Origin of the sequence: Aestuariispira ectoiniformans (assembly GCF_025136295.1) — a bacterium.
Taxonomy (GTDB): Bacteria; Pseudomonadota; Alphaproteobacteria; order UBA8366; family Aestuariispiraceae; genus Aestuariispira_A; species Aestuariispira_A ectoiniformans.
Genome location: NZ_CP062788.1, coordinates 1,412,955 through 1,426,088 on the forward strand (window position 1 = coordinate 1,412,955; position 13,134 = coordinate 1,426,088).

11 protein-coding genes are annotated in these 13,134 nt (G+C 59.0%); all 11 read right to left on the reverse strand.

The window, feature by feature from the left end:
- Positions 1–2: 2 nt before the first annotated feature.
- Entirely contained in the window at positions 3–227 is a 225-nt protein-coding gene (locus IF205_RS06840; protein ID WP_259782542.1) for a hypothetical protein, read from the reverse strand.
- Positions 228–349: 122 nt separating this feature from the next.
- The gene (locus IF205_RS06845; protein WP_259782543.1) at positions 350–1,096 is read right to left on the reverse strand and encodes an ABC transporter ATP-binding protein; all 747 of its coding nucleotides are present in this window, start codon (positions 1,094–1,096) and stop codon (positions 350–352) included.
- Complete coding sequence (locus IF205_RS06850) at positions 1,090–2,157, reverse strand: FecCD family ABC transporter permease (RefSeq protein ID WP_259782544.1); 1,068 nt, start codon at positions 2,155–2,157, stop codon at positions 1,090–1,092. Before IF205_RS06850 ends, IF205_RS06845 begins: the two co-directional genes overlap by 7 nt.
- Positions 2,154–3,296 carry an ABC transporter substrate-binding protein gene (locus tag IF205_RS06855; RefSeq protein WP_259782545.1) on the reverse strand — a complete coding sequence of 381 codons (1,143 nt, stop codon included), beginning with the start codon at positions 3,294–3,296 and terminating at the stop codon, positions 2,154–2,156. The genes IF205_RS06850 and IF205_RS06855 overlap by 4 nt, the downstream gene beginning before the upstream one ends.
- A gap of 34 nt (positions 3,297–3,330) precedes the next feature.
- The gene (locus IF205_RS06860; RefSeq protein WP_259782546.1) at positions 3,331–4,578 is read right to left on the reverse strand and encodes an MFS transporter; all 1,248 of its coding nucleotides are present in this window, start codon (positions 4,576–4,578) and stop codon (positions 3,331–3,333) included.
- Positions 4,579–4,585: 7 nt separating this feature from the next.
- A complete protein-coding gene (locus IF205_RS06865) occupies positions 4,586–6,490 on the reverse strand; it encodes an IucA/IucC family protein (RefSeq protein WP_259782547.1) in 1,905 nt (634 codons plus the stop codon).
- On the reverse strand, positions 6,487–7,653 hold the full coding sequence (locus IF205_RS06870) for an NAD/NADP octopine/nopaline dehydrogenase family protein (RefSeq protein ID WP_259782548.1): 1,167 nt from the start codon (positions 7,651–7,653) through the stop codon (positions 6,487–6,489). Before IF205_RS06870 ends, IF205_RS06865 begins: the two co-directional genes overlap by 4 nt.
- Entirely contained in the window at positions 7,650–8,111 is a 462-nt protein-coding gene (locus IF205_RS06875) for a ParB N-terminal domain-containing protein (RefSeq protein WP_259782549.1), read from the reverse strand. Before IF205_RS06875 ends, IF205_RS06870 begins: the two co-directional genes overlap by 4 nt.
- Positions 8,108–9,145, reverse strand: a complete 1,038-nt coding sequence (locus IF205_RS06880) for a PLP-dependent cysteine synthase family protein (protein WP_259782550.1) — start codon at positions 9,143–9,145, stop codon at positions 8,108–8,110. Before IF205_RS06880 ends, IF205_RS06875 begins: the two co-directional genes overlap by 4 nt.
- On the reverse strand, positions 9,142–10,557 hold the full coding sequence (locus IF205_RS06885) for a Y4yA family PLP-dependent enzyme (RefSeq protein ID WP_259782551.1): 1,416 nt from the start codon (positions 10,555–10,557) through the stop codon (positions 9,142–9,144). The genes IF205_RS06880 and IF205_RS06885 overlap by 4 nt, the downstream gene beginning before the upstream one ends.
- 63 nt (positions 10,558–10,620) lie before the next feature.
- Positions 10,621–13,020: a TonB-dependent receptor gene (locus IF205_RS06890; protein ID WP_259782552.1), complete on the reverse strand. Its 2,400-nt coding sequence runs from the start codon at positions 13,018–13,020 to the stop codon at positions 10,621–10,623.
- Between the last annotated feature and the right edge of the window lie 114 nt (positions 13,021–13,134).

Consider the following 13,134-nt stretch of genomic DNA (forward strand, 5'->3'; position numbering starts at 1 on the left):
AATTATACGTCAGGTTTGATGGCACTCAGGTCGACCAGATAGCAGGCAGACCCGATGCCTTCACCGGTCTGTGAGACCGAGCCCAGGATAGAGCCGCGGGATACCAATTGTTGAACTTCTGCCTTCAGATCATCCGGCAGCTTTTCTTTCTGCCATGCTTCTGCAGGTACATAATAGATTTCAGAACCCCATTTAATTGCGAGACCATGATCATATTTATTCGCCATGATTTTTCGCACTCCCTATTGATTGAAAAGAAAGATAAGCTAGCAATCAAATCGAGAGTGGTGAAGAAAAAAGTGAATGATTAGTGTTGCTTAACATTTGTATTAAATTTTTTGTTTCTTTCTCACATGGCTTTCCCATCCACAATAACGCGCCGGATTCCCCGGCTGCAGGCCTCAATCCGGGCGGCGACGTTATAGTAGTCGCGCAGGGTTGTTTCGGTGACAATTTCCGCGCTGGGACCGCAGGCCGCAAGCTGTCCGTTTGCGATCAGCATGGCCTGGTCAGCATATTGCAGCACGTCATTCAGGTCGTGAAGAGCGGCGAAAATGATCATGCCGCGTTCCCGCGCGAGCCGTCTGGCAAAGGTCAGAACCTCCACCTGACGATAGAGGTCGAGGGCCGCCGTCGGTTCGTCCATGAGTAGGATTGCGGGTTCTCGCACAAGGGCCTGGGCAAGGCCGACCAACTGGCGCTGGCCGCCGCTTAATTCCGCGATGTTGCGGTGGGCGAGGCCTACAATGTCGAGCGCACTCAGGGTTTCGTCGATGATCGCGAGGTCCTGTCTGCCGACCGACCAGGAGGCCCCCTGCTTGCGGGCGAGGAGAACCGATTCATAGACGCTCAGCGCCGCATTGGCATTTGTGTCCTGCGGCATATAACAGACAGATGCATCATCACCGGACAGCATGACGTCGCCGGGGCCCGGCAGAAGGCCTGCCATGCGTTTGAACAGGGTGGATTTACCTGCCGCATTGGGGCCGATGACGGCAACCACGTCGCCCCCTTTGAAGGTTGGTGTGGTGATGCCGGATAACGTCAGTTTCCGGCCATGCCGCGCGCCGAGATCCGTCAGTTTGATCGCTACCATGACTGCCTCGAGTTGGAGAAGATGAGCATCACGAAAAACGGGATGCCGACAAGGGAGGTGACGATCCCGATTGGCAGGATCGCCCCGGCCATGAGGGATTTGCTGGCAATCGAGCTGGCTGACAGGATCAAGGCACCCGATAGTGCGGAGGCTGGCAGGAAAAACCGCTGGTCTTCCCCGATCAGCATCCGGGCGATATGCGGCCCGACCAGTCCGACAAAGCCGATGGTGCCGACGAAGGCAACCGGAATGGCGGAGAGCAGGCTGACCAGGATCAGGGTCTCCAGTCGCAATCGCCCCACATTCACACCAAAGCTGGCCGCCTTGTCATCGCCCAGGCGCATGGCGGTCAAAGCCCAGGCACGGCGCGCGAACAGGGGCAGGACAAGAAGCAGTATCGCCAACGTCACGAATACTTTCGGCCAGGTCGCTTTGGTCAGGCTGCCCATGGTCCAGAACACGACTGCCGACAAGGCTTCGGATGAGGCAAAAAACTGGATCAGGGACAAAAGGGCGTTGAAACTGAAGACCAGGGCAATGCCTAATAGCACGATTGTCTGGACGGTGACGCCGCGTTTCATACTCAGGATATGGATCAGCCCTGCGGTGAGCATGGCAACCACAAAGGCATTGATCGGCACCACGTAATCCGTGGCTGCGGGAATGATCGTCAGCCCGAAGGCCAGCGCCAGGGCGGCGCCGAAACTGGCGGCAGCGGAAATACCCAGGGTGAAGGGGCTGGCAAGCGGGTTGTTCAGGATCGTCTGCATTTGTGCGCCTGCCACGGCCAGGGCCGCGCCCACCACAACGGCCATAATCGCAATCGGCATGCGGATTTTCCAGATGACCACTGAAATCTGTTCATCACTGCTGCCGGGGGCGAAAATGGCTGTGAATACATCACTCAGGGCGTAGCGCGCGGGGCCAAGCGACACATCAATGCAGATGCTTAACAGTAACGAAAACGCCAACACGCCGAGCAGGACTGCCCGGCGTCTGACCTGTGTCTGATAAAACAGCCGCCCCGATTGTGCCGGGGGGGCCAGTTCTTCCACCGTCATGACGATCCTCCCTTGCTTTTAAGAGAGGCGAAATATCCCGGCTGGAAGCCGATTGGCAGGAACTTGTCATGCAATTCCCGGAAGGTCGCCTGCGGGTCGAGGTCGGTGAAAAGGTCCGGGTGGAACCATTTTGCGAATTGCTGGACGGCGATGAATTGATAGGGGCTGTTGTAGAACTGGTGCCAGGCTGCGTGGAAGGCCAGGGTCTTTTGTGCGGCAATACCGGTATAGGCCGGGCGTGTCGGATAATAGGCAAGCTTGCGCTGTACCTCTGTCATGTCCGCGCCGGGGCCGACAGGTACCCATTTGCCGCCGGGAACATAGGCCGCCCAATCCGCGCTGGTGACGATCACATGCGCAGGGTTCGAGGCAATCACCTGTTCCGCGTTAAGCTGGCCGAAGGTGCCGGGCAGCAGGCTGTTTGCGATATTGTCGCCGCCTGCAAGCGTGACAAGCCTGCCGAAATTCCCATCCCCGAACGTATGACAGCAATCCTCATAATAGCCCGCCGCCCGGTCCAGAAAGACCTTGGGTCTGGCAGGGGTTGCCTGGGCAAGGCGGTCCGTGACCCGCGCAATTTGCTTTTCCCGGAAGCGGATAAGGGCCTCCGCCCGATCTTCCCGGCCAAAGAGCTTGCCGAAAAGGCGGATGGACGGCGTGGTGTTTTTCATGGGTTTGTGCCGGAAATCCACATAGATCACCGGAATATTCAAGGCAGCCAGCTTTTCCACATATTGTGCGTCTTTGGTTGCCCGTTGGCTTTCCACGTTCAGGAACACCACATCCGGTTTTCGGCTGATTGCCGTTTCAATATCAATCAGGCTTTGCTCCAACCCGGAGAAGGTCGGGATGTCGGCGAAGGCGGGAAATTTCTCTCGATAGGCCGCATAGGTGGCCGGGTCCGCCTGGATCAGGTCATCCCGCCAAGCAGCAATGCGGCTCGCCGGGTTTTCCCTGTCGAGAGCGGCAATCACATAAAGCATGCGGCCTTCGCCCAGGATTGCCCGTTTGATCGGCGTATTTACCGTGACGTTCCGCCCGACAATATCGGTAACGGTGACGGGGTCGGCCTGCCCCGCGCCAATGGTCAGCAGGAAACCCGCCATGGCGGCGAGAAAGCCGGGGAGCTTTCTTGTCATGTTGATCCTCTCTTTTTCTTGTTCTTTCATAGCCCTAGTGACTGCTTTCGGTGGCAGGTTCGTTGAGGGCGGAGTTGGCTGAAGCGCCGTTTCGGAAACGAACGGCGAGCGCCCCGGCCAGCGCGACTGCATAGACGGCGGCGACAAGGAAATAGGTGTATTCAAGACCCACTGCCTGGCTGAACCAGCCGCCCAATGCGATTCCGGCGATGGAGGAGAACTGGATGGTGCTTTGTGCGATACCCAGGATATGCCCCTGCCTCAGGTTGCCTGCGGCATTGGATATCTGCGACATCAGGACGGGCGTGGTTGCGCCCAGCAATATCCCCCAGAGGAAATAGATGCCGATGAAAACATTTGCCGATCTCGTCAGGCCCGCGATAACCATCAGCAGGATACAGACCCCGGCAACCAGGGCCATCCTGCCCAGAACGGATTGCAGTGTCCGGCCCTCGAAATATTTTGCCCAAAGCGAGGCAGAGACAACAAAGCCAAAGGCCTGCAGGCCATAGCACAGGCCGACGATCCAGTTATCCACGTTGAAAATGCCGCTGACATAAAGGGAAAAGGGCGTTTGCGGGATCAGGCGGCTGACCAGTAATGCCCCCATGACGACCAGCAGCCCCAGGACCGGCGGTTGTCGCCAGACACCGGGTTGCCTCTGGGAGGACGGCTTTGCACTTGCCGATGAAGCGGTGGTGGGCTGAACATCCGGCAGGATGATCCATACAGCCACGGCAGACAGGGCGCAGAGGATCGAGGCGGTGAAGTTGATCCAGAAGAAGGTTGCAATATCGAGGATGACACCGCCGAGGATGGCCCCGACCATCGACCCCAGATTGGTGGAAACCTGCAGATAGGCGAACAGCCGTGCCCGGCGGGACGGGTCTTCGATGCTGACGCCATAGGCCTGGGCGGGGGCGATATAACCTGCGCAGGCCCCTTGTAGAAAGCGCAGCACCAGAATCATCCAGACGTCATTGGAATAGGCCAGCGCCATCTGTGTGACGGCCAGACCGGCCAGCGCCCGGATCATCATCAGCTTGTGGCCCGTGCGGTCTCCCAGCCGTCCCCAGAAGGAACTGGTCAGCATGATGCCCAGCATGGGACCCACATAAACCGCAATCCCGGCGAAACCGAAAAGCCAGTCGGAAGAACTCAGGGATTTGAGGTGAACGGGCCAGAACGGCCCGCTCATCTCCATGGCACCCATGGATACAAGTTGGATGGCGAAAAGGACGTGGATCTGCCAGCGGCCCTGCGAAGCAAGCGATGCGGTCATATAGATGTCACTCCGCCGCAGGCGTGATCGGGTTCGGCAACTCATGCTGAATCCGATAATCGGCATATTGTTCCAGATGCATCCGCAGAAGCGAGCGCGTCGACCAGGGCTGCGTCAGGAAAATCCGGCGTTCGTCTTCCCAGAAATTCCTGTCATGCACACGCGGTGCGATTGCCTGGAAGGCGGCGTCGGTTTCCTCGCCAATGATGTGCCATAATCGGTTGGAGGCGAGGCCGTATTCCGTCGACAGCATCAGTGCCATCTCATGCAGATGGCAGACATAGACCGCATCCAGGATGAAGGAGCGGATCGGTTCAATACTGTCGTCAAAGACCGTCGGCAGGATCACACCATAGCGATATGGCTTGATCGAATGCCCGCGTTTTTCCAGCAACGGTGAATAGGCACGGGCATCGCCGTAGTCCCGGATGAGGAGGCTTTTGGGCGTGCCGTCGGCATCGAACAGGATGGAGGTATTCTGTTGATGCGCCTCCAGTGTCAGACCGTAAAGCAGATACATATTCACCACCGGCTTCACGACAACCTGGACATAGCGCCGGAAGAAATTCTCGACCTGATCGGCCGTTGCCCGCTCCCCGCCCTTCTCTACGAGTTCGGTGATCAGCGGACGGGCATTCGATGGGGATTGTGCGAACAGGGCCGCGACCGTGACCGGTAACAGCCCATCATTGCGGTTCAGGGCCTTGGCGGTCGTGCGGAAGACGACGGAGAGATGCTTGCCTGCGTGATCGTCCTGTTTCACCGCATGTTTAAAGTGAAAACCCAGGTCTTCGGGGAAGAATTCCAGCGCTTTGTTAAAGCCGTCCTCTTCATAGAGAATGCGTTCGATAACGGTGCTGAACCTTGGGCCCATATTGATGGATTTTGCCTGTAGGCCGCGCAGTTCGCTGGTCAGCCAGATGGCGACCGGCAGTTTGATGAAAGGCGCGTCGTCCGGCGTTTCCGGCAGCATGGTCCGGAAGGACATACTGGGCCTTGTATCAAGGTCGGGGCCATCGGTGATCAGGATGCCGTCAGCAATTTCCTCGGCATATTCGGTTTTGACGAAATTCTCCAGATGCCAGGAATGCACTGGCAGCGGCAGGTATTCCGCAGGCACCAGATCCTTGCTCTCCAGGCCGGATTTCCAAGCCGCATAGAGGTCGGGAAAGTTTTCCGCGAACCAGACATGATAGTCACTGACATGGGGCATGCGTTCCATATAGGCCATGTCGGCGCGCAAGGCGGTGATGCGGACCGGCACGACGGCGTCGAATTCGGGAGAAAGCCGTTCTACCTCATCCGGCGTCAGGTTCGGCTTGCACTTCCAGGTGGGATAGAAGGGATGCCCTTCCAATGATCCCCATTGATCGAGCAGTATGGCTGCCTTCCGCGTGGATTGTGTCTGGCGCATGAGATCAACCAGCCCCTTTGCGCCGTGGGCTTTGATTTCCTTACGCAGACGTTCGTTCCAGTCATGGCGATAGGTCCGTGCCTGGGCGTCGTTTGTTGTGCTGTTGGCGATATCCGCTTTGGTTTTTTCCAGCCCTTCTTCGCCGACCTGGAAACAGAAAAGCGGGTGAAGCAGGTCCAGCAAGGCACCGGCGGTCTCAATCTCCTGCGCTGCCTGCCCTTGCCGGATCAACCGGATATTGCCGTTGTTGATGAAGGTATTGGCCGGGGCGGCCTTCAGGTCTTCGAAAAAGAGCAGGGCCTTCCGGTCCCAAAGGGGCAGCCAGGCACCGTTGCCGGTTGGCGCGTAAAACAGTTGGTCTTTATCAATAAGCTTTTCGGCGAAGATACAGCGAATTACCCGGCGCAGGGCATTGCGCTGTGAGTATTGCTCGACAACCGCCCGGTCGTTGGATTCAAGGGACGTTTTTGCAGGGATCATGGTCTGGATCGTATTCATGCGATTGATCTTTCTGCGGGCCAGTGTTCGGGGAAATAGTCGAGGGCGGATTTCCGCAATCCGCCCATATGGGCAACGCACCAGCCGAAGATTTCTTCGATATGGGGCATGGGAACCGACAGTCGCCGGCCCATCTCCACCAGCAGGGCGAGGCCGAAGGCGATGTCTTCATGGAAGGCGCGGCTTTCGCGGTCTATCTCATAGCCGTCGCCGGATGCGGCGGGCACAAGCGGGGCCTCGATTGCCTCATAGGCCCTGTTCGTCCGCAGCACGCCCAGCATCGTGTGCGGGTCACGGATCTGGTCGCCGTAAGCGTCCGTGATCTCCTTCTTGAGCGGGTCGACGGAGGAAAGGTCAACCTTGAGTCGCCCCTCGATGGCCCGGCACAGGGCGCGGCTTTCCTCGTCGCTGCGTTCCAGGAAATAGGCGCTGAGTTCCGTGCTGTCCGTCCACCAGCAGACGCGCCAGTTAAACGGGCGCTGATGCCATTGCGCATATGGCCCGATCAGCCCGTATATGGCCGAGCTGTGCATGATTGGATTGCCCGGTGTCAGAGTGATTTCCAGATAGTTATCCAGCAAGTCGACGGGAGCGTCATACAGACGCTGCAGAATGGTATGCAGATTCTGACGGTTTTCATCCGTCTCCCGGGCATGGGCGGCAATATGCAGGCGGCTTTTCGCTCCTCCCATGCGGATGGAGACACCGGGGGCCAGTTCAAAGGCGGTGTGCGGCACGTCCTTCATGCCCCAGATGACAACATTGGGTTGCCCGGCAAAGACCTTCTCTGCCAGCCAGTCGAACCCGCAGAAGCCGGGAATGGCTCCAACATAGACGGGCTTGTCCGTTGGCAGGGCTGGCCGGAGGGATTGTAGGACGGCTTCCCGGACGTGGGCGGGCACGGTGACGATGACAAGGTCGGCGTCAGCGGCCACCTCGACGGCGTCATCGGACACGGCGTCCGGTGCGGCGGTGATCTGTCCGCCATCGGGCAATTGTGCGGTGATGCGACAGTCGCCCTTGCGGTGGCGGTCGATGAGGGGCTTGCTGCCTGTCAGGATGCTGACTTTCACGCCCGGTAGCTGTTTGAACAGGACGGCGTTGAGATGCCCGGTCTTTCCGCCGCCACAGATGACGACGTGAAGCGGAGAAGGTGCGGTCATCGTGCCTCTCCACCGGTTGCGGCCAGCTCGACTACATTGCGCGCGCCATGCTCATGGCCCAGTTCATCAAGGCCAAAGGCGCATTCCAGCCGCCAGGAGGATGGGATCAGATGGCGCGTGGTCTTGGGCGGGTACAGCCGACCCGTACGCGCACGGGTGCGCACATCCGTCGGCGTGACCGTGAATTGTGCGCGGCGCGATTCCACCGCGACGCTGCGGTAATCCGCCAGAAGACAGGGTACATGGCTGAGGCCCTGCTCACGCGCGAAGGCCAGGCGGTGGTGTCCGTCCATCAGCACGAGGTCGTCCCATTCGACCAGCAGTGGCGTTGTCCAGACACCGGCGCAGCTGATCGTCTCACGGATCTCCTCCAGGCGTTCGGGGATATGTTCCTCGTGACGGAGAATGCGGCTGGTTTCGACCAGAACCACCGGCGTGCCTGATGTCTGACTGATCATGCGATCTTCTCCATAGGTTCTGTCCTGGCGTAGGGATGGTCCAGCGGGACCCACTGGCGCAGGCGATGCCAGACCGCCGGATCGGTCAGGTCGCGCTCCTGCAGCCATTCTTCGCTGAAAACAGTGTGCAGATATTTCTCGCCACCATCGGCGACACAGCAGACCACGGTGCCGCGCAGGTTTCTTTCATGGATCAGTTCAAGCGCCTTGTAGACTGCGCCACCGGTCGAACCACCGACTAGCAGGCCGGTCTCACGGGCCAAAAAACGCGCGGTTTCAAAGGCTTCCGTGTCGCCCACCTGCATGCCTTCGTCGATGACGTCGTAGTCCACGACCTTTCCGATTTCGTCGCCTTTGGGTGTGCCCGTGCCCGACTGGTAATAGGGATATCCGGGTTGGCCGAAAATGATGGAACCCTTTGGTTCCACGCCATAGGACGTGATCTGCGGTTTACGCGCCTTCATCGCGCGGGCCATCCCGCTGAGCGACCCACCGGTGCCGGTGCAGCCGACCAGATAGTCGATCTCGCCGCCTGTCTGGTCGAACAACTCATCGACCAGTCCCTCATAGCCCGCCGGGTTGGCCGGGTTGTCGGACTGGTTCATGAAAATCGCACCGGGGATTTCCCGCGCCAACCGGGCGGCTGTGTTCTGTCGTTCGACGACAGCCACCTCGTCTTCGGCGTAGTCGCCTTCGACAAATTGCAGTTCCGCGCCAAGCGCCCTCATGACCGCCAGTTTGTCCGGGGCCGCATGGTGATCGACGATGGCGATAAAGCGGAAGCCCAGCTCGGCGGCGGTGATCGCCAGGCCGATGCCCGTATTGCCGGAGGAGGATTCGACAATGGTACCGCCGGGCTGCAGGCGGCCATCCTCAATGGCGGTCAGGACCATGTTCCGGGCCATGCGGTCTTTCATGCTGCCGCCGGGATTATTCTTTTCGATCTTGAGAAGCAAACGCACTTCGGGGGCGGCAACGGGAAGCGCCAGAACCGGCGTGTTGCCCATGAGATCAGTTACCTTTTGATAGATCATTCAGCTTCTCCTGAAAGGTCGTCGAGGACGACGGTGGTTAGGTCGCTGTTGACGGCGATGCGGTTTGGCATGGGAACCCGGTGGAATTCGTTCTCCAGCAGGTCCATCTGGTAGCCTGCGGTATTGGCATAGACGATCAGGTCGCCCGTCTGCGGGCGGGATTGGAACGGGAGGAAACGGTTGGTAATGACGTCCTCGTCCAGACAGCTATGCCCCGCGATATAGGCGCGGCAGGGCTTGTCATCGTTGGCTCCGGCGAGGCCGCAGGGCAGGTGGATCGGGTCCTGCAGGAATTCTGAATTGAACCAGGTCTCGCAGGCGCTGAAGCTGCTGCCTTCGACAAAGAGGACATAGTCGTTTTCGCCCAGTGCCTTGACCCGTGTGATGCGGAAGGCGGTAACGGCCGTCTGGTCCACCAGGCTGCGGCCCGGCTCCAGGCCCAGCACAAGGTTTTCCTGTTTCAGGTAATCGGCAATGTTCTGCCCGTCCCGGCAGGGGGATGCCAGGAACAGGGATAGCCATTTCTGTGCATCCATTCGCCCGCCATATGGATAGAAGGACGTCGGCGTTGTGGCGTTGCGATAGTGCCCGTCGTGATGACTGGCGATGAAGGCATCATAGCTGTCACTTTCGACATAACGGATCGGAATACCGCCACCAATATCCACCATTCTGGGGGACAGGCCGAGGGCGCGGGCCGTATCGACCCAATCAACAAGCTCACACAGGGCTTCGGCGCGTGGGGCGGGCCGATAACCGCCAAGATGGAAATGGAACCCTTCGAATTGGAAGGCCGCCTTTTGTGTCGAGAGCTTTCTAAGGCAATGTTCCAGATCATTGGCGGTCATGCCGAACCGGCTTTGCAGCGAGGCGCTCGGGCGATAGCGCAGGGTCACCCGAATGGGCCAGTTGTCGCGGTAATCGGACAAGAGGCTTTCCAGCACAGCCAGTTCCTCCACAGAATCGATTGAGATCAGGGCGCCGCGGCTCACAAGATCGGCGATAAAGGCGTCCGGCTTTGCCGGGCCGGTGCCGCATATCTGCTCCGGTTTGGCGCCGGCGCGCAGGGCATCCCGAAATTCATAAAGGCTGGACGCATCCACGCCCAATCCGGCGTCGACTGCGGCGTGGACAAGCGATTGCGACTTATTCACTTTGATGGCGTAAAAAATTTGATGCTCCACACCATGCGCCTGGAGGACGGATCGCATGGCGTGGAGGTTCTTGTGCAGGATATGCGGCCAGACAATGTTCAACGGCGATCCGAATTGTTCCACCAGTTCCATCACCCTGCCGGGGCTATGCTCCAGCAGGGTGGCGATGGTCGGATCCAGCAGCGGAGGGAGGGCCGGAACTTTCGTTTCGGTATCTGACATCAAAGGACTGGCCGCATTGGCGGTGGTCGGTTGCATGTACGTCTCCCTTGGCGTGGTGGGGGCTTGGGTCATGGGTGAGATTGTCTGGCTGCCTGTTGATCAGAATTTAGAGGTCAATGAGACGTAGAATGTGCGCGGCGCGCCCTGGGAAATCATGCTCCAGCTATTCACGCCGGACCAATATTCGTTATCGAAGACATTCTCGACGGTGCCCCGGACGGTCAGCGGTGTTTTGCCGACCTCGAAATCGTAGTAGGCGGCCAGGTCCAACGTGGTCCAGTCATCGACACTGTTGGTGTTGGCGGCATCGACAAATTGTTTGCCTGTATGGATGACCGTGCCCGCCAGGGTCAGCCCGTCAACAAAGGAGGTATCCCATTCGGCGGTTACATTGGCCTGGAAGTCAGGCACGCCGACCGGGGTTTTGCCCAGGGTGCTGGCGCTGCTGGTGCTGGTCATTTCGGCATCAATGAACATGGCGCCTGCCATCAGTCGAATGCTGGGACTTACCTCGCCGAAGACATTGAGTTCAATGCCACGGTTCCGCTGTTCGCCATCGCTTGTGTAGACATTACCTGCATTCAATTGGCCGAATGGCTTTGTGATCTGGAAAACACTGGCGGTCGTGGCGACGGTATCGAAGTCCAGTTTGACACCCGCCTCATATTGCTTTGTCACATAAGGCGCGAGCGCTTCGCCTGCGTTGTTGGCGGTGTTCGGGGCTATATCGCCCTTGCTCAGGCCTTCGGCATAGTTGGTGTAGACCGAAACATGCTCCCAGGGCTTCACGACGATCCCGGCCATGGGGGACAGGGCGCTTTCGTCATAGGAATCGCTGGCGGCCCCGTTGGCGTCGAAATTGTCCGTTTCCACACGCTGCTGGCGTGCGCCCAGGGTCAATTGAACCCGCTCGTCCCAGACGGACAGGGTGTCAGCAAGGGCAACGCCGGTTATCGTGTTTTTTGACCGGGTAACGATATTGGACGGCTTTGCCACGGACTGTGCCGGGCGGTTGATCGGATCGTAGATGTTGGAGGTCAGGCCCACGCCGTTTGCGGAACCCTTCTTGAGGCGGTCACCGTAGTAGTTGGCCTGCAAAGTCAGGCTATGGTTGACTGCCGCCGTGTCGAATTGAACCCGGATTCCGGCATCGCTGCTCCATCTATAGGATTTGAAGACATAGCGTGACGGGGTGTCCGAGGTATCCCCGGCGCTGTTTTGAATGACCGGATAGCCGAACAGACGGTCAACCTCGGAAATGCCACCGCCCAGGCCACCGAAAACCATCAGGCTGTCGTTGATGTCGTATTCCGCCCGGAGCAGGGCCGTATTATCCTCTGTTTCAGACCATTCCCAGGCCTGCGTGATGTTGCGTGCGCCGTTGGGGGCGTCGGGCAGGGCGACGCCGGCTGCCAACCGGACTTCGCGGGACGGCGCATTGAAATCCTCGCGCTGATTGATCAGGTCGAGGGTCGCCCGGAAATCCTCACCGCGATAATCGAGTGCGGCGGACCCGAGGCGTGCGGTTCGGGTTTGATTGTCCAATGCTGTATCGCCATCGGAATAACCTGCGTTCAGGCGGATGCCGAATTCGTTGTTTTCTCCGAAGCGGCGGCCGACATCCGCATGGGCGCCTGCCTGCTCTCCGCGTCCGAAGGTACCTTTGATGGCCGTCAGGTCCTCGTCGCCTGCGCGTTTGGGCACAATGTTGATGGTGCCGCCAACGGCGCTGTTCGGGGCCATGCCGTAAATCAGTGCGGTCGGCCCCTTCACGACTTCCACCCGCTCCGCCAGGTCGGACATGATGCGATAGCTGGGCGTGACACCATAAATGCCGTCGAAGGCAATGTCGCTGGAGTTGCCGATGTTGATCGGGAAGCCGCGAATGTAATAAGCGTCCAGCATGCCGCCCGAGCTGCTGGATACGCGGACGGACGGGTCCTGTTTTGCCACATCGGCGACGGTCCCGGCCTGCTGGTTTTCGATCTTTTCCCGGGTGAAGCTGGTTGTGCTGAAGGGCGTGTCCATGATGTCCTTGTTGCCCAGCATGCCGACCCGTCCGCCACTTGCGACCATATTGCCTGCATAGGGCGCGGGCAGTGTGTTGATCACGGCGTTGGGGCTGGTCTGTGTGGCTTCCACATCAATTGGACGCAGTTGGACCGTACCGTCGTCGGCGGTGGTTGCCGAAGCCGTCCGGTCTACAAGGATAACGGATTTATCGGCGGTCACCTTGTAGGACAGCTCCGTCCCGCGCAGCAGATGGGAAATCGCCTGTGGCACGGTGAGAGAACCCTTCACCTGAACCGTCTCATCAATCGTCGGCAGATTAAAGGTGTAGGCGATGTTCCAGCCGGATGCCCTGCCGATATCGGCAATACCGGCGGCCAGCGTGTCGGCCTCGATATCGAATTGATACGTCTGGTCGGCGACCTGGTCTTGAGCCAGGGCAGGCGTCGCCACACCCAAAATCGGCGCAACGATTGCGCTGGATACCATCAAAGCTGCGACGAGGGATCTGGACTTGGGGTACGGGCGTGACGCCAACATTTCTCAACTCTCCAACAAACAATGAGTACTTTGGCAGCAAAGATGCTGCCTTCACTAAGGACT